Raw genomic sequence first — 24,783 nt, 5'->3', positions numbered from 1 at the left:
TCCAAAAAAATAAAAAATTTTGGTTAATCTGTTTTGAATATGCGTGTTATAATACAGCTGTAACAAGGAAAAAGAATACTTAACACGAGGAATGCTAAGCAATTCAGATTTTTGGAGGAAAAGACAAATGAATACTTTAAAAGCTGAAAAAAGAAGCATGGAGATCAAAGCAAAGAGACTGAGAAGAGAAGGCTATGTAACAGGCAACGTTTTCGGACGTGAGATCGAAGGATCTATTCCCGTTAAGATGAACGCGCAGGAAGTAAACCGTATTCTTACTACAGATCATAAGGGCAGCCAGATTATGCTGGAGGTAGATGGCAAGGCATATGATGTACTGATCAAGGAGATCGATTACAATGCACTGGCGAGAAGAGTAGATGAGATCGACTTTCAGGCACTGGTACAGGGCGAGAAGGTACATTCTGTTGCAGAGGTTATTCTGGTGAACCATGATAAGCTGGCAGCTGGTGTTGCACAGGAGCTTCTGAAGGAGGTTTCCTACAAGGCACTGCCTTCTGCACTGGTAGACAGCGTTAAGGTTGACTTAAGCACCCTGAAGATCGGTGATACCGTTAAGGTAAGAGATCTGGATATTGCCAAAGATAAAGATATCGTTCTGATGACAGATCCAGACACACCAGTTGTTACTGTAACAGCAGTACACAATGTAGTACCTGAGACAGAAGCTGAGGAAGCAGCAGAGGATGACAAGGCTGCCAAATAGATTTCCGGGAGTGCCGGAAACGGAATTTTATAAAGAACAGAGAGAAGACCTGATGGTGAAAGCTGTCAGGTCTTTTTGCGTCATAGCAGGCAATCTGGCAGTTTCAGATACAATCTGGCATTTTTTCTTGTATCATACAGCGTATGTCATGTATAGTCTGTAATATGGAGTTATACTGAACTTTGCAGAATGACAGGAAAAGAAGGGGATTACAGAAAAGGGATGAAGGTAAACAAAGGAGTTTGGAAAAGAAGAATAAGTATTCCGGGGCTTTTGGCATTGCTGTGCCTTTTGACAGGAATGCTCAGTGGCTGTGGTTTTATTGAGTGGCTTCTGGAGGATGAGGAAGACTTCTATGAGGAAGAACAGGAAACAGAAGGAGAAGATGGAACAGAAGACAGCGGGAGCACTGTCAGTCTGTCAGAGAGGGGAACTGTCATATCCCAGGAAAACGGGAAGCTTGTGATCGACAGAAGATCAAGAGAGCAGGAAATTCCGATGGGAGAGGATGGCTGGACGATCTTTGTGTATCTTTGCGGAAGTGATCTTGAGTCTGACGGAGGAGCTGCCAGTGATGATATTGAGGAAGCACTGGCTGCATATCCGTCACAGCAGACACGGGTAGTATATCAGACGGGAGGCTCCAGTTACTGGTACCAGGATATTTCGGATGAAAGGCTGGAACGGTTTGTGCTGGAAAACGGAGAGCTGCAAAAGGTAGATGAAAGACCGAATGCCAATATGGGAGATGCAGGGACACTGTCAGAGTTTCTGATATGGGGTGTGCAGCATTACCCGGCTGAAAGGATGGGAGTGATTCTGTGGGATCATGGAAGCGGCAGCATTAATGGTGTGTGCTTTGATGAACAGTATGAATATGATAGTCTGAGCATTGCTGAAATGGCGGCTGCCTTTGACTGGGTCTATGACAGTATGACAGACCGTTTTGAATTTATCGGCTTTGACGCCTGCCTGATGAGTACGCTGGAAGTGGCTAATCAGCTGGTACCGTATGCACGTTATCTCTATGCGTCTGAAGAGTATGAGCCTGGAACGGGATGGGACTATACAGGAATGCTGGATTATCTGGCTGAAAATCCGGCTGCGGACGGAAAGGCACTGGGAAAGCAGATCTGTGAGGATTATTATGTCCACTGCCGGGAGGCAGATGCACAGCAAATGGCAACCTTTTCTGTAACGGAGCTGTCTGGGATCGATGATCTGGTGCAGGCATGTAATCAGGCTTTTCAGGTGGTATATGAACAGGATGACCTGGGAGATGCGGCAAGAAAGATCCTTGGGGCAGATAATTTTGGAGGAAATACGAGGGCAGAGGGTTATACCAATATGGTTGATCTTGGTATGATGCTGGATAATTTGTCTGATTATGGAGAGGAAATAGAAAGAGCAAGGGAAAAGCTGGAAGAGTGTGTGGTCTATAATGTGAACGGGCGGCTGCATAAGCAGGCCGGAGGACTTTCTGTTTATTATCCGATCTCTGTCCAGGGATCGGAGGAGCTGCAGACATTTGCGCAGCTGTGTCCGTGCAATTATTATTATGCACTGGTGGATAAGGTGGCTTACGGTGCCGGAACGGGAAGTGCACAGGATTATGACAACAGCTCCCTTTTACAGGATATTGCAGATCTGGCAGAGCTGTTTGGAATTTCGGCAGCCGGTATTTCCAATCCTACGACAAATATAGGGGAATTTGCTTCTGTGGACGAAAGTGAACTGGGGATCGCAGATATCTATTTTGACTGCAATGGAAATTATGTTGTGGAATTTGAGGATATGGATGAGCTGGCCTATGCCTGCTGCAGTGTTTTTGTGAATGATGGAGAGGATGGGATCTTTTATGTGGGGTCTACAGAAGAAATTTATTATGATTACGAAAACAATCTGATCAGGGATGATTTCGATGGACTCTGGCTGACAGCAGATGGAGTTATGCTGCCGCTTGAGCTGGCAGAGAGTACGGATACCTGCAGCATTTATGCCTGTGAGATCATGCTGAACGGGGAATACGACACAGCACTCAGGATAGAATATGACTGGGAGTATGGAGAGTGGTCGGTGATCGGGATATGGGACGGTATCGATCCGGAAACCGGGGCAGCCTCACGTGAGGTTTACGAACTGGAGGATGGCGATGTGTTCGAGCCGGTTTATTACTGGACGTCTCTGGATGATGATACAGAAGAGTGGTATCTTGGAGATGCCTGTACAGTAGACGGGGAGGTAGAGCTGACGTATGATTATCTGCCGGCAGGGTATTATTTTTACAGCTTTGAGCTTCATGATATTTATGGAAATGTGTACTATACACCTTATATCACGCAGGAAATAGATGAGGAAGGGAATATATGGTTCTATCCGGATGATATGGAAGATATGTGATCACAGTATATAAAACGAATTTTCACAAAAATAAAACCGATTATTTACAATTTGGCAGTTTGCGCTACAAATTGGCAGTCAAGGATTGTAAAATCGCTTGGAATTTCATATAATCACATCTGTGTGAAAGATAAACATATATAAAGGAGAAAAAAATGAAAAAGAAAATTTTAGCAGTAGTATTAGCAGGGGTAATGGCAATGTCCATGCTTACAGCATGTGGAGGTTCTGCAGAAACCGCAGAAACCACTGAAACCGCAGACGTAGAAACAACAGAGGACGCAGCATCCGATGAGGCATGCTCTGATGAGACTTTTGCAACACTTCAGGATAATTATGCTGTCATGGTTGATGCTTACAATCAGGTGAAGGATCTGTATGAAAGCGATGAGATCGCTGGTGATGCTGAGATCGAAGATCTGATGAACCAGGCTGCAGATGTGATCAATGAAATGGGAGAGATTTCCCAGGATACTATTACAGAGGCAGATGCTGAAACCTTAAATGGTGCAATGATGGACATCCTTGATGGACTTTCAGGTATCGTTGATGCCATGGAAGTAAACGGAGATGGAGAGAGCACAGCTGATGAGGCATGCTCTGATGAAACCTTTGCAGCACTTCAGGACAACTACGCAACACTGACTGATGTTTACAATACGGTTTATGATGCTTATATGTCCGATGAGATCGAGCAGAATGACGAGATCGAGAATGCACTTGCCCAGACCGCAGACATAATCAATGAGATGGGAGAGATTTCCCAGGATACGATTACAGAGCTGGATGCTGAGACATTAAACGACACCATGCTTACATTACTTGATGTACTGGATGCCGTTGTAGATGCTATGTAAAAATTCAGGAAGCTGTCAGCTTTCGGTGAAAACAAAGTGATCTATATCAGAAAAGGAGAGAACTGCCAGTGAGGTGGCTCTCTCTTTTTTTGAAAAAATATAAGCAGGCTGCAGGTCAGCCCAGGGGCTCCCGGAGATTCTGGCAGATTGCCTTGCGCAGCCTTGACGGGATCAGGATCACCGTGGAATCGGTCATGGTGATCTCAGATTCTGTAAAGGATGAAATATAAAGCCGGTTGATCAGATAGCTGTGACCGACTCTGATAAAATCAGGATTATCTGCAAAATCCGTACAGACCTCCGAAAGTACTCTGGTGAACGAAAGCACCTCGGAGGAAGTATGCAGAAGGGTCACATGCCTGCCTGTTTCAAAAAAAAGAATATCCTTCAGGGGAATCTGCACTTCACTGCCCTTGGACAGAAAGGTATAGGTTTTGGAAGCATCCTTCAGAATACTGGAGCAGCGCTTCATGGCATTCAGAAAGTCTGTGCTGTCATAGGGCTTCTGTAAATAATACAGGGCGTCTACGTTATAGCTGTCCATGGCGTGGCTGGTGGAGCTGGTGGTAAAAATAATGCCGCCGGTAAAACCATTTTCACGGAGCGTGACGGCAGTCTGCATGCCATCACTGTCTGGCATATAAATATCCAGAAAGAGCAGTACAGGTTTTTCTGCGGCACACATAAAGGCCTTAATCAGATCCTGGCCGGAAGTAAAAGACTGGATGGTTACTTCTGTATTAAGGTGAGAGATCACCTTGGACAGATAATGGGAAAGCCGCATCAGATCAGCCTGGGAATCATCGCAAATATAAATAATCATAAATTTTTCCTTGTAAGTATATAATTAAGAAAATAACAGGGTAACTTAAAATGGTTAACCCTATTATTATAGCATAAAAAAATATGAATAATTATATATGTTTTTACAAATTCATGGCAAGAATGATATCAGCAGTATTCTGAGCAGGCTTCATGCACTTCTTTTTGGCACCGGAAAGGGAACCTTGATCACCTTTCTGTCATAGGTCATAAGACCGTTGACCTCTTCTTCTACGTCCGATACCTGTGTATATACTGCGCCGGAAAGTCCTTTTTTCTTCAGGGGAAGGAGAGAATCCTGTATGAGCCTGCTGTAAGCCTCCTGAAATTGTGGCAGAGTGTCATAGTGTTTATAGCCAAAGATCCGGTCAACACTGGTGTGCCCTTTGATCTGGCAGGCAAGACCACCGTATTCGGACAGGAATCTGGCTCTACCGTCCGGGCAGGAATGGTTCTTCAGACGTTTCCAGGAAAAGCGTTCCACAGGAACGGAAAGCTTCCGGAAATAATTATGGACACTGACAAAATCCCCACATCCCTGATCAAACCAGCCACTGGCAGAGTCGATCAGCCTCGTGGGATCCAGCTGCCTTATCATGTCTGTGATGCGGATGGCATCAAATTGTCCCCAGCCTTCGTTAAAAGGGCAGTAAATAGCAATGGAAGGAAAAAATTTCAGGTAAGAGGCAGTGTCCCTGCATTCCTGCTCGAAACGGTTCCGGTGTGTCTCATCCTTCCGGGAAAACAGAGAATAATTGTGATCACGGATCTGATTGCACAGGGTCTGGGAAACGGTAGGAAGGTAGCTTACAAGGGGCATGGAATAAGAGCCGCCCCCATTAACCATATCCTGACAGACGATCATGCCAAGACGGTCACAGTGGTAATACCAGCGTGCCATTTCTACCTTGATATGCTTACGCAGCATGTTGTATCCCAGAGACTTCATTACTTTGATATCATAGATCAGTGCTTCATCGGAGGGAGCTGTATACAGACCCTCCGGCCAGTAGCCCTGATCCAGGGCGCCCATCAGGAAGCAGGGTGTATGATTCAGGCAGAAAACAGGGATATCTCCAGGCGCTTTTGATTCAATGGAATAAAGACGCATGGCGAAATAGCTGGAAACCTGATCCCTGCCGCAGGAAAGCCGGGCATCATAGAGGAAGGGATCCTCTGGTGTCCAGGGATGAAAGTCTTCCTCAGAAATGGAGAAGACGGCAGTATATGTGGACAGGGCAGCCTTCTGTCTGGATAATTCTGTGGACAGCAGCTCCCTGTTACCGGCAGTGACCCTGATAAATGGTGCCTGCGAAGGAGCTGAACCGGCAATCACAGCAGTTACAGTAACGGTCTTATTGTCATAGGAGGGCAGAAAGTACAGCTCTTGAATATAGCTGCCTGGAACCTGCTCCAGCCATACGCTTTGCCAGATACCGCTCTGGGCTGTGTAGAAGATGCCGCCCCTTTCAAGACTCTGTTTTCCACGGGACTGCTGTGTCCTGTTCGTATCATCCCGCACGCGGACGGACAGATGATTTTCCCCATCAAGCAGAAAGTCTGTGATATCTGCAGTAAAGGGGAGATATCCGCCGGTATGATGGAGCACCTGCTTGTGGTTCAGCACAATATCAGCTTCGTAGTCAACAGCACCAAAATGGAGGAGAAGCCTGTATCCGGAAGGAAGGTGGCAGAAGTCCTCCGGGAGAAGCCTGTGATAGTAGAGATATTCACCGGGCTGCAGATTCCGTCTGACTCCGGAGAGGGAGCATTCCGGGGAAAAGGGAACAAGGATCTGCCCGTCAAAGGAGGTGGGCAGCATCCTGTTACCGGTAATAGCATAGTCCCAGAGACCGTTCAGGCTGAAATAGGAATCACGGACAAGCTGGGGACGGGGATATTCCTGCCAGGGCTTTTCTCTGTCCATGGTTTCAGAAAATACTGTGGAAAGCGGCGCAAGAACATCATCGGTGTGAGGCTTGATGATACTGCGGATTGCATCGGAAATATTCATAAAATCATCCTTTCCCTGCACAGCACCCTGAAGGCTGGCAGGCATCTGCTGATTAAAATGGTCTACTTACAGTATATGACAAATAGATAAAAGAAACAAAAAAAATCTTCCGCTGCCACGGAAGATTTTTGAGAAAGGGATAGACAAACGAACTCTTATTTCCGGATATTTTCTTCATAAAAGGCCCAGATCATACCAACAGCCATAATGATAATTGCAATAATGGAATATGCATCAATATTCATAATAAAACCTCCTGCTCATGGTCTTACCATAACAGGTCAGGGCAGCGGTTACAAGAAAATGTGGCGTTCCTTAACAGAAGCTTTACAGAAATGTCCGGTGATAGGACAAAGCCATGCTGACATACACTGGAATAACAGGAGTAGCAGGGATAATGGGGATTTGGTATGACGGATTATCAGAAAAAACTGGAGAAGAAAAAGAGGAAGCTGATCCTGATGGCAAAGTATGGGGTTCTTGTACTGACAGTGCTTGCCACAGTGAGAGGGATTGTGATAAATGCCAGACAGAGCTTTTTCACAAGCAGTACGGTGGATGGGAGGGAGCTTCCCATTTACTGTGTGGAAACGAAGGAGCCTGAGATTGCCCTGACCTTTGATGCTGCCTGGGGAAATGAGGATACAGCCAGAATACTGGAAATTTTAAAAAAGCATCAGGTACACGTGACGTTTTTCATGACAGGGGGATGGGTGGAAAGCTATCCGGACGATGTGAAGGCGATTCTGGCTGACGGGCATGATCTTGGAAACCACAGTGAAAATCATAAGAACATGAGCCAGCTTTCAGATGAGGAAAAGAAACAGGAGCTGATGACAGTCCATGAGAAGGTACGGACACTGACCGGTTATGAAATGTTCCTGTTCCGGCCACCCTACGGGGACTATGATAATGCCGTGGTGAAAACGGCTAAGGAATGTGGATATTATACGATACAATGGGATGTGGATTCCCTTGACTGGAAGGATTATGGCGTGGATTCGATCCTGAAGACGGTAACAGAGCATAAGCATCTGGGGAATGGATCAATTATTCTCTGCCATAATGGAGCAAAGTATACAGCGGATGCACTGGATACCCTGATCACGATGCTGCAGGAAAAGGGGTATACCTTTGTGCCATTGTCAGAACTGATCTACCGGGATCAGTATCATATGAACCATGAGGGGAGACAGATCAAAAATTAGGGGAGAGGGGATCAGCCCGGCAATAAATTCCTGCTTTATTTATTATGGTTACAGGTGACTGGTCTTTAGACTGGCAAGTGATGGGATATTTTTGTGAATTATTACTTCCGATGGCATAGCAATCCCCTGAAGAAGAACTAACAGAAAACCAGATAATCTGTTATAATTATAAAAACGAACTGATTGTGCTGCTGGAACAATGAAGTTAAAATGCCAATATGAGAATATATTTACAGGGAATAGAAGATAAATGAGGAACGGGGAATGAAGGAGAAAAATGTAAAACGGACTGTCTGGATCAGTGGGATACTGATTCTTTTATGTGTGATAGCAGTTTGTATATGTATGTTTTTGTTTTTATCATATATCAAGGGTTTTCGTGAGGTGGCAGATGCAGACAGCTATGATAAGTATTACGTGATGATCACCAAGGACAGGAAATCCTCTTTCTGGCAGTCTGTTTATCAGGGTGCTTATCAGAGGGGACTGGAAGAAAATGCCTATGTAGATCTTCTTGGAGAAAATCTGTCAGAGGATTATTCCAGAGAGGATCTGATGCGGATCGCGATTTCTTCAGGCGTGGATGGTATTTTTGTGGAATCGGATGAAAGTGGGGAGCTGACAGAGCTGATCGATGAAGCTGTAGACAGGGATATTCCTGTTGTAACGCTGTATGGTGACAATACCCACAGTAAACGGTGCAGCTTTGTTGGTGTAGGAAGCTATAATCTTGGCAGGGAATATGGCAGACAGGTGCTGAAGATTGCAGAGGAACAGAAGAAGGAGAAATCCGAAGAAAAGGGAGAAATACAGGTAGCTGTCCTTACAAATGCCTATACGATGAATTCTGGACAAAATATTATCTATTCTGGCATCCAGGATGCCATAGAACAGGAAAAGACGGGAGAAACAAAGTTCTCAGTTTCCTATATCACAGTAGATGATACCAATACCTTTTCTGTAGAGGAGTCTATCCGGGATATTTTTATGGAAGAGAGGCTGCCGGATATCATCATCTGTCTGAATGAGCTGAATACTACCTGTGTTTATCAGGCGGTGGTAGATTATAATCGGGTTGGACAGATTTCTATTTTGGGGTATTATGATTCGGATACTATTATCAATGCCATTGACAGGAATGTTGTCAATGCAACGATTTCCATAGATACGGAGCAGATGGGTGGATTTTGTGTAGATGCACTGACTGAATATTATTTGCTGGGAAACACCAGTCAGTATTTTACGGCAGATGTCACTTTGATCGATAAAAGTAATGTGGAACAGTATCTGGAGGGCGGTGATGAAGATGAAAATTAATCCGAAAAAGCTGTCACTTCAGGAGAAGATGAGCTGTGTTTTTATTCTGGCCAATATGCTGGTATTTTTGGTTACCCTGCTTTTATTTACTGGAATCAACAGTATGTCCCGGGAAATAGATATGGTTTATGAAGACAATATGCACCTGAACGAGCTATCGGATGCACTGACGTCAGTGCAGGATAGTATGACCGATTATCTGAATGCCAAGACCAGTGATTCCCTGGAGGAGTTTTACCGGAATGAACAGACCTATACTGAAATGGTGGAAGAGCTGAATGATGAGATCGCTGGTACTGCTTTTCTGAGGATGGAACGGAGTATCCGGTATATGTCCCAGGAATATCTGGATGTGGTAGGGCAGACGATCGAGGCTAAACGTGGACGGAATGTGGAGAAGTACAGGGTGCGTTATGAGAATGCCACGCAGATGTATGGCTATATTGATACCTATATCAACAGTCTGAACAATGAGCGGTTTCGGAATAACTCAGAGAATTACAGCAGGCTGTCTGACGCGTTCAGACGTTTTGAAACGATCAGCATCCTGGTGCTGACTGTTGTGATCGTGGGAAATGTGGTATTGATCATCCGGTTTACCGGTGGCATGATCAGGCCGCTTAAAGGCTTGGCAACATCGGCCGACGAGGTTGCCAGGGGAAATTTTGACGTGGAACTGATACCGGTTGCGGCTGAAGACGAGATCGGTATCGTGACCAAGGCCTTTAACCAGATGGTGGTCAGCATCAGACAGTATATTGAGAGACTGAGGCAGAGTATGGAGATCCAGCAGTCACTGAAGGAAAAGGAGCTGATGATGGAAGCACATCTGAAGGATGCGCAGCTGAAATATCTGCAGGCACAGATCAATCCGCATTTTCTGTTCAATACCCTGAATGCGGGTGCCCAGCTTGCCATGATGGAAGGAGCAGACCGCACCTACGATTATGTCCAGAATGTAGCAGAGTTTTTCAGATATAATGTAAAAAAGGGAAATGAAACGGTTACTGTAAGAGAGGAAATTGAACTTGTAGACAACTATATTTATATATTGAACGTTAGATTTTCGGGAGAAATCCATTATGAAAAGAAGATAGAGGAAAGCCTGCTTTCCATACAGATGCCGGGAATGATCCTGCAGCCTGTCGTAGAAAACTGCGTCAACCATGGAATACGGGAGATGGAAGGCAAAGGGAAGATCTGGCTGAAGGTTTATCAGGAAGAGGATGTTGTCTGTATTAGTGTGCGGGATAATGGAAAGGGGATCAGTCCGGAAAAGATAGAGAAGATTCTGAATGGTACTTACCGGGAGGAAAAACATGTGGGAGGTTCCAATGGGATCGGTATGGATAACGTTATCGCAAGACTTAAGCTATATTCAGAAATGGATGATGTGATGAGTATATACAGTGACGGAGAAAATCAGGGAACGGAGTTTGTTATATACCTGAAGAAAAAGGAAGAGGGGGAGCCTTATCATGTACAGGATCATGCTGGCTGATGATGAAGGGATTGTGATCGATTCACTGAAATTTATCATTGAAAAAGAATTTGGGGATCTCTGTGAGATCCAGTATGCCAAAACAGGAAGAAGTGTAATTGAGCTGGCGGAAAGCTTCCGGCCGGATATTGCGGTCATGGATATCCAGATGCCTGGTATCAATGGAATTGACGCAATAAGGGAAATCAAGAAGTCAAACAGCAGTACAGTGTTTATCGTGATGTCGGCCTACGATAAGTTCGACTATGCACAGGAGGCCATTTCACTTGGGGTTCTTGAATATATTACGAAGCCCATGGAGAGAAAGCGGATCCTGGCTGTCCTGAAAAAAGCTATGGAGATCATTGACAGGGAAAAGGAAAAGCGGAAAAGGGAGCTGCTGGTCAAGGAAAAGCTGGAAACGGTAGTTCCTATTATTGAGAGCGGGCTGATATCCAATATCCTTCTGCAGGAGCATTTTGAAGAGGATATAGAGAATTATAAGACGCTGCTTGGGATAGACAGCGGATATGCCTACATGGTGGCAGTTGTATGCGGGGATGAGCAGCAGGGGAATCATATGACCAATGCGGTAGGAAGCAGTGTCAGGATGCAGAATCATTATCAGGAGGTACGCACGATCCTGAAGGAATACTTTAACTGCTATGTAGGATCGGTAATGGCCAATAAGCTGGCAGTCCTGGTGCCCTATGAAAAGGAAGCCATGGATTATAATGAGCGTATCGAGCTGATCGAAAAGGCAAGGGAAGCAGTGCGGTATCTGAGAAAACGGACAGATATCAGCTTCAGGATCGGGTTTGGAAGTGTAGGTGAAATGCGGGATATGGCAGATTCCTATACGCAGGCACTACGGGTGCTGGTGGAATCAACAGGGAGCGTTGCCCATGTGGATGATCTCCCCATACGCTGTGAGTATGCTGGGGATTATCCTATTAAGCTGGAGAAGAGATTATTTGAAGAAATTGAGAATGGTGAAATAAATAATGCCACAGCTTCTGCCAAGAGCTTCTTTGACTGGATGATGGAAAGTGGGTCAGGGCTTATGGATATCCGGCTTAAGGTACTGGAATTTGTATTGTGGTCAGAACACATTGCCTATGAAAAGGGAGGTATGATCTATCAGCTGAATATCAGAAGTGATTATCTGCCGGGAATCATGAGCATAGAGGATCCGGAGAGACTGCGGCTCTGGTTTACGGATAAGATAGCAGAGGCCTGCAGAAATATCCAGAGTAAACGGTCAGAGAAATCCGGAAGTGTGATCGAAGAGGCCATGCGTTATATCAGGGAGAACTACAACAGGGATATTTCCCTTGATGAGGTATCAAGGGAGGTAAATATCAGTCCTTATTATTTCAGCAAGCTTTTTAAGGACAGTACAGAGCAGAATTTTATTGAATATCTGACTAATCTGAGGATGGATAAGGCTAAGGAGCTTTTACTCACGACAGATAGCTCCATGAAGGAGATCTGTTCTATGGTGGGCTATGCTGATCCTAATTATTTCAGCAGGACTTTTAAGAAAAATATAGGGGTAACGCCAACAGAATATAAGGAAAATAAGGGGGATACCGTAGGATGAAAAAGCATATCGGCAGCTTTCTTTTGATGCTCATACTGCTGATCACTATGGCAGGCTGTGGCAGTATGGAAAAGGAAATGACGGAGGGAGAAAAGGATAAGGAGGACAAGATCCAGATAGGACTGTGCTTTGATTCCTTCGTGATTGAAAGATGGCAGAGAGACAGGGATATTTTCGTATCTATGGCCAAGGAGCTTGGAGCGGAGGTAAATGTCCAGAATGCCAATGGAGATATTGAACAGCAGAGAAAACAGATCGATTACTTTATTGATAAGGGAATGGATGTGATCGCGATTATCTGTATTGATTCCAATACGCAGAGCGACTGCGTAAAGAAGGCGAAGGATGCCGGTATCAAGGTGATCGCCTATGACAGACTGATCCGGAATGCAGATGTGGATCTGTATATTTCCTTTGATAATGAAATGGTCGGTAACATGATGGGAGAAGCTCTTGTGGAAAAGGGAATCGATGGCGGCAAGGTGCTGATGCTTGGCGGATCAGCAACGGATAGTAATGTACCCCTTGTAGAAGATGGCTTCCGGAAGGTCATGGGGGCACACAATGTGACGATTCTGGACTCCATGCACGCAGAAGGGTGGAAGGCAGAGCTGGCATCAGCATACCTGGATGATCATATGGAGCTTGTGACGGAAACAGATGCCATTATGTGCGGTAATGATGACCTGGCAAGCAAGGTAGTACATAATCTTAAGGAAAAACGGATGGCAGGAGACATTCTTGTGGTAGGACAGGATGCGGATCTGGAGGCCTGTCAGCGTATAGTGGAGGGAACCCAGGTCATGACAGTATACAAGCCGGTAGAAAAGCTTGCCCAGAAGGCTGCAGAATGTGCAGTGAAGCTGGCAAAAGGAGAAGAACTGGAGGGAACCGTGTCAATGAATGACGGAACCTATGAGATCCCCTATATCGGACTGGAGCCGATCAGTGTGAATGAGGACAATATGAATGAGGTGATCATAGGGAGCGGCTTTCATCTGAAGGAGGATGTTTATTTAAATGTACCGGGGAAAATGCCGGAATAAGAGGGATGATATGCTGCGACGATAAAAACAGAACAGGATTAAATTTGGAAAAGGACTGTGACGAGCACAAAAAAATGCTAGCACAGTCCTTTTTGACACCATGAGGGAATCAAAAAAATACAGAAAGTCATAATTTTGTCCTGCTTCCTCTATGGTATGATCCTACTGTAAACAAAATCTACAAAGTAATAGGGAGGTAAAATTTCTATGAAGAAAAAATTACTGAGCGTACTTCTTACCACAGCAATGGTAGCTTCCATGCTGGTAGGATGCGGATCATCACAGGGGGCAGCAGAAAGTACGAGTACAAGCACAGATACGCAGGAGGCAGCACCGGCAGAGGATGCATCATCTGAGACCACTGATGCGGCAGCAGACACAGCAGCAGACACAGCAGCCGGCGGCGGAAAAGTTGGTGTGGCAATGCCTACCAAGGATCTTCAGAGATGGAATCAGGATGGCTCCAATATGGAAGCTCAGCTGAAGGAAGCCGGATATGAGGTAGATCTCCAGTATGCATCAAATGATATTCCGACCCAGGTATCTCAGATCGAGAACATGATCAACTCAGGCTGTGAGCTTCTGGTAATCGCTTCTATCGATGGTGATTCCCTTGGAACCGTTCTTGAGCAGGCAAAGGAAAAGAATATTCCGGTTATCGCTTATGACCGTCTGATCATGAACTCTGATGCTGTTACATATTATGCTACATTTGATAACTACATGGTAGGAACCAAGCAGGGTGAATACATCAAGGAAAAGCTTGATCTTGACAATGCAGACGGACCCTTCAATATTGAGCTTGTAACAGGTGATCCTGGTGATAACAATGCAAGATTCTTCTTCGGTGGTGCTATGGATGTGCTTCAGCCCTACATCGATGCAGGCAAGCTTGTTGTTAAGTCCGGTCAGACAGATTTCGAAACAGTTGCAACAGCAAACTGGTCAACAGAAACAGCACAGTCCAGAATGGATGCTATCATTTCTGCAAACTATGCAGATGGAACCAAGCTTGATGCAGTTCTCTGCTCCAATGACTCTACAGCACTTGGTGTTACCAACTCACTGGAAGCAAACTACACAGGTGAGTGGCCGATCATTACCGGTCAGGACTGTGATATCGCAAACGTAAAGAATATGATCGCTGGCAAACAGTCTATGTCTATCTTCAAGGATACACGTACACTGGCATCCAAGGTAGTAGAAATGGTAGATGCAGTTATGAAGGGCGGAGAGGCACCTGTTAACGATACAGAGACCTATGATAACGGTACTGGTGTAATTCCTTCTTACCTGTGCGAGCCTGTATTCGCAGATGCAAGCAACTACAAGGAGCTGCTTGTTGATTCCGGATACTACACAGAAGCTGATTTACAGTAAAATAATTGGCAGGATGATTATGGCAGGTGGGTTCTTGCCCGCCTGCCAGTTTTATATCGGAAAATGAAGGGAGTTGCCGGAGGCAGATTCCCGGGAGAAGGTATTTTAATTCTATAAATAATTTTATAAATTGATTAGATCATGCGGAAACAGTAAGACTTGGGAGGGATACAGTTGGCAAAAATATTACTGGAAATGAAAAATATTACCAAGACATTCCCTGGCGTAAAGGCGCTTGACAATGTAAATCTGCAAGTGGAGGAAGGTGAAATCCACGCACTGGTAGGAGAAAATGGTGCTGGAAAATCCACACTTATGAATGTACTGAGTGGAATATACCCTTATGGAACCTATGAAGGGGATATTATTTACGATGGTGAGGTCTGTAAATTCAATACCATTAAGGACAGTGAGGAAAAGGGGATTGTTATTATCCATCAGGAGCTGGCCCTGATTCCTTATATGACAATTGGGGAAAATATGTTCCTCGGAAATGAACGGGGACATAAATATAAAATTAACTGGAACGAGACCAATGCACGGGCGGCAGAACTGCTTAAGACGGTAGGACTCCATGAAGGTCCGCAGACATTGATCAAGGATATCGGAGTAGGAAAGCAGCAGCTGGTAGAAATCGCAAAGGCACTGGCCAAGAATGCAAAGCTGCTGATCCTGGATGAGCCTACTGCATCTTTAAATGAGACAGATTCCAAAGCACTTCTGGATCTGATGCTTCAGCTGAAGGAGCAGGGAATGACATCCATCATCATTTCCCATAAGCTGAATGAGGTTTCTTATGTGGCTGACAAGATCACAGTGATCCGGGACGGTTCTACGATAGAAACACTGGATAAGAAGGTGGATGAGATCTCAGAGGGACGGATCATTAAGGGAATGGTAGGACGTGAGATCTCCGACCGTTTCCCGAAGAGAGAGCCGCATATTGGTGATATCCGGATGGAGGTAAAGCACTGGAATGTATATCATCCGCTGTATTCAGAACGGAAGGTGGTGGATGATGTCAGCCTCAATGTGAGAAGGGGAGAGGTTGTAGGAATCTCAGGACTGATGGGCGCAGGAAGAACAGAGCTTGCCATGAGTCTGTTTGGAAAGAGCTATGGAGATAACATCAGTGGAGAATTATATATCAATGGAAAGGAAGTCCATCTGAACAACGTACAGGAAGCGATCAAGAACAAGCTTGCCTATGTTACGGAGGACAGAAAGGGAAATGGTCTGATCCTGAGCAACCCGATCAAGATCAATACCACACTTTCCAATCTGGATGCAGTCAGCAGCCATACTGTGATCGATAAGGATAAAGAATATAATGTGGCGGTTGACTACAAAGAAAAACTGAAAACAAAATGTCCGACGGTAGAACAGAATGTTGGAAACCTGAGCGGTGGCAATCAGCAGAAAGTACTTCTTGCAAAATGGATGTTTGCAGATCCTGATATTCTGATACTGGATGAACCGACAAGAGGAATTGACGTTGGTGCAAAATATGAGATCTATTGCATCATCAATCATCTGGTGGCAGAAGGAAAATCCGTCATTATGATTTCTTCAGAGCTTCCGGAGATTCTGGGCATGTGCGACAGGATCTATATTATGAACGAAGGGAAAATGGTTGGAGAGCTGGCAGGAAGTGAGGCAACACAGGAACTGATCATGTCTCATATTCTTGGCACAGCAGGAAAGGAGCAAACAGCATGAGTAAAATAAAATCTGTGGATTTTGTTAAAAAATATACAATGATAATCGTACTGATCATAGTAACAGCATTCTTTGCCTGGAGAACAGGAGGAGCAATTCTGCTGCCTATGAATGTCAGCAGTCTGATCTCCCAGAATGCCTATGTATTTATCCTGGCAACCGGTATGCTGCTCTGTATCCTGACAGGCGGTAACATTGATCTTTCTGTTGGTTCCGTTGTCTGCTTCGTCGGTGCGATCGGTGCCATGCTGATGGTAAACATGAAGATGAACATGTGGCTGGCTATCCTGATCATGTTTGTTGTAGGAACACTGATCGGTGCATTCCAGGGCTTCTGGATCGCCTATGTCAGGATCCCTCCCTTTATTGTAACACTGGCCGGCATGCTTGCCTTCCGTGGCCTAAGCAATGTTGTACTGGATGGTATGACAGTATCCATTAAGGACTGTACAACCTTTGTAAATCTGTTTGGCGGCGGTGCTGACTGCTACATACCGGATTTCTTCGGAAGTGGTTCCCTGAATATGACCTGTATCTTTGCCGGTGTTCTGGCAGCAGCGATCTATATTTTTATCCAGATCAAGGGAAGAATGGATAAGGTAAAGAAGGGCTATGAGGTAGAGGGTCTTACTTCTACTATCGTGAAAATGGTGATCATCACAGTTGTCATTCTCGCCTTTACCTACAGACTGGCACAGCATAAGGGTATTCCGAGCGTCCTGATCTGGGTACTGATCGTTATCATGGTGTATGGTTATATTACCTCCAATACAACAGTGGGACGTTACTTCTATGCAGTAGGAGGAAATGAGAAGGCGACAAAGCTTTCTGGTATCAATACAAATAAGGTTTATTTCCTGGCATATATGAACATGGGCTTTTTAGCAGCTCTTGCCGGAATGGTAACAATCGCACGTATGACATCCGCACAGCCCACTTATGGACAGAACTATGAAATGGATGCAATCGGCTCCTGCTTTATCGGCGGTGCCTCTGCATATGGCGGAACAGGAACAGTTCCCGGTGTTATTGTTGGTGCGGTGCTGATGGGTGTGATCAACCTTGGTATGTCTCTGATGGGTGTGGACCAGAATATGCAGAAGGTAGTAAAGGGGCTTGTACTTCTGGCAGCAGTTATCTTCGATGTAGTATCCAAACGTGGTGGAAAATTAATTGCCAAAAATTAATTTCTGCATATCTAATCAAAGAGGGCCGGGTGCATATGCACTTTATGGCCCTTTTTGGATATGAATACGGCAGCGATATTGCGCATATTTACAGGAGGAAATAATTGTGAGGAAAAGGGAAAAAAAGGAAAAGAAAATACGAAAAACGAGGAAAAAGCGGGGGATCGGACTGGAAATGAAGATCATGCTGCTGATTCTTCTGTTTGCAGCTGCAGCCTTTGGCTGTATTTTTATCCTGGTAAATAAGCTGCAGTCAATAACTAATGTCAGCAATGAGATCGTAACAAAGCAGGTGACAGAGCAGGAGCAGATATCTGAGCTTTCCAGAGAATTTACCTATATTAACGGGCAGGTACTGACGCACGTCATGACGACCAATAATGTGACCATGGAGGAGCTGAAGACAAAGATCCTGGCAGAAATGGAGCAGATGGATACACAGATGGATGCATTTTCAAAATGTCTTTCTGAAAATGACCAGAGAAGGGATGCGTTCCAGTCTGCGTACGATGTGTATGCGAAGTACAAGAGAACAGTAGAAAGTCTGCTGGAAACCAGTGCAGCGAACAAGACGCAGGCATATGTATCGGCTACCTCCAATCTGCCGATGTTTAACGAGAGTATAGAAGCCTGCATGGATGAAATGCTTGAGATCACGGAGACACAGATGGATATTGCCCATGCGGGCATGGAAGAGAGGGCAGAAAGTGTACCCGGAATTGTTGCGGTGGCGTCACTGATCCTTGCCCTGACAATGCTGCTGATCATGATCGGGATCAAGCTCTGGGTGATCAATCCTGTAAAGGGCGCTACAAAGCAGGTAGATGAACTGGTGGAAGGGATCCGGAATAATGAAGGGGATATCACCAGACGGATCCGGGTAAGGTCACGGGATGAAATTGGCAGACTTTCCATGGCGATCAATGATCTGGTTTCCCAGATGCAGGAAATTATCGAAGCACTCCAAAACGGATGCAGAAGGATGCAGGAGACACAGACAGGTATTTCCGCATGCGTGGAAAAGGTAAATGAAAGTGCGGCGAACACGACACAGAATCTGACAAGGCTTTCCGGAGGAATGGAAAAGGTATCCGGAGCCGTACAGGAGGTAAAGGAGGATACGCTGCTTCTTGGACAGACTGTGGAGGGAATGAAGCAGGTTGCAGAAGAAGGCAGCAGCTATGCGGCTGGTATTAAGGGAAAAGCAGGAGAAATGAAGGAGGTGGCTCTGGCAAGCAAGAAGGAGGCCACAAGTATGCTTTCCGAGATCAATGCGGCGGTGAACAGCTCGATCGAAAGCAGTCAGCAGATCCATAAGATAACCAAGCTGACAGGGGATATCCTCGGAATTGCCGGCACAACAAATCTGCTGGCACTGAATGCCTCCATAGAGGCAGCAAGAGCTGGAGAGGCAGGAAAGGGATTTGCTGTTGTAGCAGAGGAGATCAGAAATCTGGCGGACAGTTCAAGAGAATCGGCAAACCATATCAAGGAGATCAGCGACAGGGTAGTAGAGAGTGTACAGGAGCTTTCCGATAATGCGACAAGGCTGCTTAACTTTGTCAATACAAAGGTGCTTGCTGATTATGATACACTGGAGGATACAGGGAAAAATTATCATGAAGCGGCAGATCATGTAGATGAAATGATGTCAGATGTAAAAGAGCAGATCGGCAGGATACAGGAAAGTCTGCAGCATGTCAATACAGCAAATGACAGTATAGAAAAGACCGTAAATGACAGTAACGGAATGCTTTCTGTGGTTTGGGAAAATAATCACGGAATGGAAGAAGAAATGAAGGATATCTCTTCTTCCATTGAAGATATGTCAGGAGTAGTGGAACAGCTTCAGGACAGTATCCGGTGCTTTAAATGATGCCTGCAAACAGGGAGGCACCGATCACAGTCATGATACCGGAGACTACGATTGAAAGACTGCTGATGGCACCCTCTACCTCGCCAAGCTCCATTGCCTTGGCTGTGCCGATGGCGTGAGAGGCGCTGCCAAGTGCCACACCCTTTGCCACGGGTTCTGTGATACGGAAGATTTTTAAGATGGTTTCTCCGATCACATTACCAAGGACACCGGTGATGATGATGACAGCGGCAGTGATAGAAACGTAACCGCCCAGCTCTTCTGATATGCCGATACCGATGGCGGTAGTGATGGACTTGGGAAGCAGGGTTACATATTCCTCATGGGAAAGCCCAAAGAGCAGAACCAGTGCAAGGACACAGAGAAGGCTTGTAAGTACACCGGAGGCAATACCGGCCAAGATAGCCTTCCAGTTCTTTTTCAGCACAGCAAGCTGATCATACAGGGGAATTGCCAGAGCAACAGTAGCCGGTGTCAGCAGGTAGCTCAGATATTTGGCACCTTCATTGTAGGTGTTATAATCAATATGACACAGCAGCAGTACACCAATAGTGATCACGATGGAGATCAGCAGAGGGTTGAAAACACCGAGATGAAAGCGCTGCTTTAAAAGCATACCAATGCCGTAAGCAAGAAGGCTTACCACAACACCAAAAAAGACGGAGGTTTCAATGAATGTACTCATGAGTTGGAATCTCCTTTCTTTATGCTTTTTTTAGAATTGTTAATGATCTTTTGCGTGACAAGGCCGGAAACCGCCATTACAATAATGGTAGACACGATGATCACGATTATGTACGGAAGGAGTGACGGTTTTATGACTGACCAGGACTCCATCAGACCAACGGCAGCAGGAATGAACATGACAGGCATGATCTCGATCAGGAAGATGCCAGTTTCTCTTACTTCTTCTGCGGCGAATACCCTGAAATGCAGACAGAGCAGCATCAGTAGGATGCCATAAATGCTTGCAGGAACCGGCAGCGGGATCAGATAATGCAGGATCTCACCAAGGAAGGATACCAGCAGGATAATAACGAACTGTTTTAAGTACTTCACGGGATTAAACTCCTTTTTTCTTCATGATAGATTGGTATGGCGCCCAGGAGCTCCCGGTACACCAGCGATTATTGTAGCACCGGGATTTTGTACGGACAAGAGTGAATATCAACAAAAAGAAACAGATGCAGGAGGCAGGAAATGTCACAGGTAACCAAAAAGGCACTGGCAGCAGCACTAAAGGATCAGCTTCTGAAAAAGCCCCTTCATAAGATCACGATCAATGATATCACAGAGGAATGTGGGATCAACCGCATGACCTTTTATTATCATTTTAAGGATATTTATGACCTTGTGGAGTGGACCTGCGTGGAGGATGCCGTAAGAGCCCTGGAAGGGAATAAAACCTATGATACCTGGCAGCAGGGATTTTATAATATCTTTGAGGCGATATTACAGAATAAGCCATTTATTATGAATGTGTACCACTCTGTAAGCAGGGAGCAGGTAGAAAATTATCTGTATCATATGACATACGGACTGCTGATCGGTGTGGTGGAAGAGCGGGCTGAGGGACTTAACGTAGGAGAAGAGGAAAAGAAATTTATTGCGGACTTCTATAAATATGCATTTGTAGGGATCATGCTGAACTGGATCAAAAATGATATGAAGGAGGATCCGAGGGATATTATCGATAAGCTGAGTGTGCTCATAAGTGGTGATATCACAAGGGCACTGAAAAAATATGCGAGTTAAATGAATTTTTGTTGTACTCAAAAAATGTTTGTGCCATAATAGAGAAAATTGTGTGTAAGATTATTATGGGACAAATGATATGGAATACTTCGAAGAGAGTTTTTTTGTTGACGTAAGGGAAAAAATGTTCAGGCCTCTGGTGATTACCGGAGGCATTGCCAATCTGTGTGGCTTTATCTGCAATATTTTTCTGTATGGCATGACCGGACCGTCTGTTGTCTGTGGTCTCTGCTTTCTGACGATCGTGCTGATTGGGATCACCGGCTGTACCGGTGGAAGGGCTGATCTTGCAGGAGCGGGAATCGTTTTAATCATTTCCTGGTTTGAATTTCCTTTTTTATATTATGTATATGGAAGTACGATCCTTCCTTATTTTGTGATGGCGATGGTGGCAGTGGCAGTATTTCTGCCAAGAAGGCATCTATGGTTTTATTTTGCTGCCACACTTCTGATAGACAGTACTGTGGTTCTGGTATGCAGGGAAAGGGTGTACGGTATTGTGACGAGAGGTGCAGATAGTCTGGCACTTGCCATACTCTGTTCTCTTGTGATAGCATCCTTCAGTGTTTTCTGCGTACTGAAAGCACTGATCGAAAGATATGAATCACAGAAAACGGACATCCTGGAAATGGGGAAAAAACTGGAGCAGGCTGCCAACCATGATGGACTGACAGGGTTATACAACAGAAGATATCTGGTCAGGTATCTGACAGAGCTGATCCGGCATACAGAGAAGGAGTTCCTGATATCCCTGATCGATATTGATGACTTCAAGCATCTGAATGATACCTATGGGCATGCCTATGGAGACCAGGTGCTGACTGAGCTGGCAGGCTTTATGCAGGAGGAGATCGAGGGAAAGGGTATTGCTTCACGGTTTGGCGGAGAGGAATTTCTGCTCGTTTTTGAAGATGGAGATGTATCAGGAGCGTTTGAAAGTCTGTGCCGTATACAGGAAAGACTGAAGGCTTTCGGGCAGGAGTCAAAGGGGCAGGAGATCACCTTCAGCGGTGGTGTGGAGAGCCACCGGGAAGAGATGCCGCTTGATAAGCTGTTTACTGCAGTGGATGAAAAGCTGTATCAGGCAAAGAATAGTGGAAAAAGGCAGATCATCGGATAGAGTACAGGATAAGGATGGAGAGAAGCTATGAGTGAAAAAATAGAATTCTGGGATATTTATGACAGCAATAAGAAGCTGACAGGACATACTATGAAGCGGAATGACTGGATCCTTCAGGATGGGGAATATCATCTGACCGTACTTGGTGTTGTCAGAAGAAGGGACGGGAAATTCCTGATCACAAGAAGAGTCATGACTAAGGCATGGGCGCCTGGCTGGTGGGAGGTATCCGGTGGTGGTGTAATGGCCGGAGAAAGCTCAGAGGAAGCAGTGAAAAGAGAAGTACAGGAAGAAACCGGACTTGATGTGGAAAAGTTTGACAGAGAGTATCTGTTTACCTACCACAGGGAAAACCCGGGTAAGGGAGATAATTATTTTGTGGATGTGTACCGCTTTACCGGTGACTTTACAGAGGAAGATGTGACTCCGCAGCCGGAAGAGACCCTTGGCTTCAGACTGGCAACACCAGATGAAATCAGGGCTCTTGCAGCGGAGGGGATCTTCCTTCACTATGACAGTATCAGGGCAGCCTTCGAGGACTGAGGTTATTCTTTCTTTTTCTCCGGGATCCTTGCGACAAGTGCGGTGACGCCCATGATCAGAAGGATGGAAACGAAGATGCCAAGCAGGCCAAGACCTGCGATTTTCAGTGCGATAATAAGATTTGCCGTCATCATAAATCTCCTTTTCTTCTATAATATATGTGATGCTTACAGGTAAGCAGAAACCAGGGTGATCATCAGACCGCCTGCGATGGCAGATGCGATCTGACCGGAAACATTGGCACCGGCAGCATGCATGATCAGGATATTTTGAGGATTCTCAGAAAGAGCCAGCTTCTGTACTACTCTTGAGGACATGGGAAAGGCAGAAATGCCAGCCGCACCAACCATGGGATTGATCTTTTCCTTCAGGAACAGGTTCAGGAATTTGGCAAACAGGACACCGCCAATGGTATCGAAAATAAAGGCAAAGAGTCCGATCGCCATGATCAGCAGGGTATCGGTTCTGACGAAGCTTTCCGCCTGCATACTGAAGGAAATAGTGATGCCAAGAAACAGGGTGATCAGATTGGCAAGGGTATTCTGTGCAGTCTCGGACATGGTGCCAAGGACGCCGCATTCCCGGATCAGATTGCCGAACATGAGGAAGCCGACAAGGGAAACACTGGTCGGGGCGATGAGCCCGACAATAAACGTAACAACGATAGGAAACGCAATACGCACTCTTTTGGAAACGGATGAGGCCTGATAGTTCATGGTCATGGTCCGTTCTTTTTTGGTAGTGACAAGCCGGATGGCAAAGGGCTGGATGATAGGAACCAACGCCATATAGGAATAAGCAGCCACAGCAATGGCACCGATATAGTTAGAGTGCAGGATCTGCGAAACCAGTATGGAGGTAGGACCGTCAGCAGCACCGATAATAGAGATGGAGGCGGCATCCTTTAAGTCAAAGCCAAGGAGCGTAGCCAGGATCAGTGCAGCAAAAATACCGAACTGGGCAGCAGCACCATACAGGAACAGGGCTGGCTTTGAAAGAAGAGGTCCAAAGTCGATCATGGCACCAATACCGATAAAAAGAAGGATCGGCAGTGCTTCCGAAGCTTCAATCCCGATGTGGAACAGCCATTCTACAATGCCCTGTGTTTCACCAACACCGCTGACGACCTGATTCAGTGCGCTGCTGAAGGGAAGGTTGACCAGAATGGCACCAAATCCCATGGGAAGCAGGAGAGATGGTTCGTATTCTTTTTTGATGGCGAGATAAATCAGAAGCAGGCCGATCAGGTACATGACAAGCTGCTTCCAGGTGATGGCTAATAAGCCGGAAATCAGAAAATCCATAATAGTATCCTTTCTCTTGATCGTGATATTAAGGGGTTACCAGGGTATAAAAAAAGACCCTTATTACAGAGTGTTCCCTGTAATAAAAGTCTTACCATTTCAATTTCAGGCGGGTTGTCAAACCGTGATGACGCCTGGAAATCCACCGAAGTGCCGGCTACTCCCTTTTGTATGATGATATCATAACGGTTTCCTGTGGCTGTGTCAACAGTTTTTGAGAGTGCATTTTTCGTGGCATTTTTCCGGGGGATTAGAAATTGACAAAATGGCTATTCTACCTTATGATATAGGAAGCATAAAAGGAAACAATGAGAAAAGCGATGACGAAGAGAAGTAGTATGAGAATTCACTTCCAGAGAGCCGGCACAGGTGGGAGCCCGGCAGCAGAGCTCATATGAATAACACTTCCGAGCTGCAGACTGAAA

At 45.4% G+C, this 24,783-nt stretch carries 21 protein-coding genes and 1 other annotated feature (1 of these 22 only partly in view); of the genes, 15 read left to right on the top strand and 6 right to left on the bottom strand.

Going from position 1 to position 24,783, the window contains the following annotated elements:
• Positions 1–127 precede the first annotated feature (127 nt).
• The 3 genes from OCV77_RS00215 (at position 128) to OCV77_RS00205 (ending at position 3,984) form a co-directional block, all read left to right on the top strand.
• Positions 128–727 carry a 50S ribosomal protein L25 gene (locus OCV77_RS00215; RefSeq protein ID WP_118798361.1) on the top strand — a complete coding sequence of 200 codons (600 nt, stop codon included), beginning with the start codon at positions 128–130 and terminating at the stop codon, positions 725–727.
• Positions 728–949: 222 nt separating this feature from the next.
• Positions 950–3,127, top strand: a complete 2,178-nt coding sequence (locus OCV77_RS00210) for a clostripain-related cysteine peptidase (RefSeq protein ID WP_262572230.1) — start codon at positions 950–952, stop codon at positions 3,125–3,127.
• 155 nt (positions 3,128–3,282) lie between these two features.
• The gene (locus tag OCV77_RS00205) at positions 3,283–3,984 is read left to right on the top strand and encodes a hypothetical protein (protein WP_262572228.1); all 702 of its coding nucleotides are present in this window, start codon (positions 3,283–3,285) and stop codon (positions 3,982–3,984) included.
• Positions 3,985–4,099: 115 nt separating this feature from the next.
• Here OCV77_RS00205 and OCV77_RS00200 read toward each other — a convergent pair whose 3' ends face one another.
• The gene (locus tag OCV77_RS00200; RefSeq protein WP_262572227.1) at positions 4,100–4,807 is read right to left on the bottom strand and encodes a LytR/AlgR family response regulator transcription factor; all 708 of its coding nucleotides are present in this window, start codon (positions 4,805–4,807) and stop codon (positions 4,100–4,102) included.
• 150 nt (positions 4,808–4,957) lie between these two features.
• Complete coding sequence (locus OCV77_RS00195) at positions 4,958–6,820, bottom strand: glycoside hydrolase family 2 protein (protein WP_262572226.1); 1,863 nt, start codon at positions 6,818–6,820, stop codon at positions 4,958–4,960.
• A 410-nt stretch (positions 6,821–7,230) separates the two neighbouring features.
• On the opposite strand from OCV77_RS00195, the gene OCV77_RS00190 reads away from it, so the two are divergent.
• The 9 genes from OCV77_RS00190 (at position 7,231) to OCV77_RS00150 (ending at position 19,636) form a co-directional block, all read left to right on the top strand.
• Positions 7,231–8,028 (top strand): polysaccharide deacetylase family protein, encoded by a 798-nt coding sequence (locus OCV77_RS00190; RefSeq protein ID WP_262572225.1) that lies wholly within the window; start codon positions 7,231–7,233, stop codon positions 8,026–8,028.
• A 264-nt stretch (positions 8,029–8,292) separates the two neighbouring features.
• Complete coding sequence (locus tag OCV77_RS00185; RefSeq protein ID WP_262572224.1) at positions 8,293–9,345, top strand: substrate-binding domain-containing protein; 1,053 nt, start codon at positions 8,293–8,295, stop codon at positions 9,343–9,345.
• Entirely contained in the window at positions 9,329–10,846 is a 1,518-nt protein-coding gene (locus OCV77_RS00180) for a sensor histidine kinase (RefSeq protein WP_262572223.1), read from the top strand. Before OCV77_RS00185 ends, OCV77_RS00180 begins: the two co-directional genes overlap by 17 nt.
• Complete coding sequence (locus tag OCV77_RS00175) at positions 10,824–12,428, top strand: helix-turn-helix domain-containing protein (RefSeq protein ID WP_262572222.1); 1,605 nt, start codon at positions 10,824–10,826, stop codon at positions 12,426–12,428. The genes OCV77_RS00180 and OCV77_RS00175 overlap by 23 nt, the downstream gene beginning before the upstream one ends.
• Entirely contained in the window at positions 12,425–13,474 is a 1,050-nt protein-coding gene (locus tag OCV77_RS00170; protein WP_262572221.1) for a sugar ABC transporter substrate-binding protein, read from the top strand. The genes OCV77_RS00175 and OCV77_RS00170 overlap by 4 nt, the downstream gene beginning before the upstream one ends.
• Positions 13,475–13,681: 207 nt before the next feature.
• A complete protein-coding gene (gene chvE / locus OCV77_RS00165; protein ID WP_262572220.1) occupies positions 13,682–14,854 on the top strand; it encodes a multiple monosaccharide ABC transporter substrate-binding protein in 1,173 nt (390 codons plus the stop codon).
• Positions 14,855–15,028: 174 nt separating this feature from the next.
• Positions 15,029–16,573 carry a multiple monosaccharide ABC transporter ATP-binding protein gene (gene mmsA / locus OCV77_RS00160; protein WP_262572219.1) on the top strand — a complete coding sequence of 515 codons (1,545 nt, stop codon included), beginning with the start codon at positions 15,029–15,031 and terminating at the stop codon, positions 16,571–16,573.
• On the top strand, positions 16,570–17,760 hold the full coding sequence (gene mmsB, locus OCV77_RS00155; protein WP_262572218.1) for a multiple monosaccharide ABC transporter permease: 1,191 nt from the start codon (positions 16,570–16,572) through the stop codon (positions 17,758–17,760). The genes mmsA and mmsB overlap by 4 nt, the downstream gene beginning before the upstream one ends.
• Before the next feature lie 106 nt (positions 17,761–17,866).
• Positions 17,867–19,636, top strand: a complete 1,770-nt coding sequence (locus OCV77_RS00150) for a methyl-accepting chemotaxis protein (protein ID WP_262572217.1) — start codon at positions 17,867–17,869, stop codon at positions 19,634–19,636.
• Here the strand turns inward: OCV77_RS00150 and OCV77_RS00145 are convergent.
• Positions 19,629–20,321 carry an LrgB family protein gene (locus tag OCV77_RS00145; protein ID WP_118798376.1) on the bottom strand — a complete coding sequence of 231 codons (693 nt, stop codon included), beginning with the start codon at positions 20,319–20,321 and terminating at the stop codon, positions 19,629–19,631. The genes OCV77_RS00150 and OCV77_RS00145 overlap by 8 nt on opposite strands.
• Positions 20,318–20,695 carry a CidA/LrgA family protein gene (locus OCV77_RS00140; protein ID WP_262572216.1) on the bottom strand — a complete coding sequence of 126 codons (378 nt, stop codon included), beginning with the start codon at positions 20,693–20,695 and terminating at the stop codon, positions 20,318–20,320. The genes OCV77_RS00145 and OCV77_RS00140 overlap by 4 nt, the downstream gene beginning before the upstream one ends.
• A 141-nt stretch (positions 20,696–20,836) precedes the next feature.
• Here OCV77_RS00140 and OCV77_RS00135 point away from each other — a divergent pair, with 141 nt between their 5' ends.
• From OCV77_RS00135 to OCV77_RS00125, 3 genes are all read left to right on the top strand, one after another.
• Positions 20,837–21,391: a TetR/AcrR family transcriptional regulator gene (locus OCV77_RS00135; protein WP_262572215.1), complete on the top strand. Its 555-nt coding sequence runs from the start codon at positions 20,837–20,839 to the stop codon at positions 21,389–21,391.
• A 79-nt stretch (positions 21,392–21,470) separates the two neighbouring features.
• The gene (locus OCV77_RS00130) at positions 21,471–22,511 is read left to right on the top strand and encodes a GGDEF domain-containing protein (protein WP_262572214.1); all 1,041 of its coding nucleotides are present in this window, start codon (positions 21,471–21,473) and stop codon (positions 22,509–22,511) included.
• Between the two features lie 39 nt (positions 22,512–22,550).
• Entirely contained in the window at positions 22,551–23,054 is a 504-nt protein-coding gene (locus OCV77_RS00125; RefSeq protein WP_262572737.1) for an NUDIX hydrolase, read from the top strand.
• A gap of 2 nt (positions 23,055–23,056) precedes the next feature.
• Here the strand turns inward: OCV77_RS00125 and OCV77_RS00120 are convergent, their stop codons facing one another.
• Positions 23,057–23,185: a hypothetical protein gene (locus OCV77_RS00120; protein ID WP_262572213.1), complete on the bottom strand. Its 129-nt coding sequence runs from the start codon at positions 23,183–23,185 to the stop codon at positions 23,057–23,059.
• Positions 23,186–23,221: 36 nt separating this feature from the next.
• Positions 23,222–24,358 (bottom strand): sodium ion-translocating decarboxylase subunit beta, encoded by a 1,137-nt coding sequence (locus tag OCV77_RS00115; RefSeq protein WP_118798379.1) that lies wholly within the window; start codon positions 24,356–24,358, stop codon positions 23,222–23,224.
• Positions 24,359–24,669: 311 nt separating this feature from the next.
• Positions 24,670–24,783: a binding site (T-box leader), on the top strand; it runs 179 nt beyond the window's last position.

This window comes from Suilimivivens aceti (genome assembly GCF_025567405.1).
Classification (GTDB): domain Bacteria; phylum Bacillota; class Clostridia; order Lachnospirales; family Lachnospiraceae; genus Suilimivivens; species Suilimivivens aceti.
The sequence above is the reverse complement of the archived record's forward strand: the minus strand, read 5'-3'. Positions and strand labels throughout refer to the sequence as shown.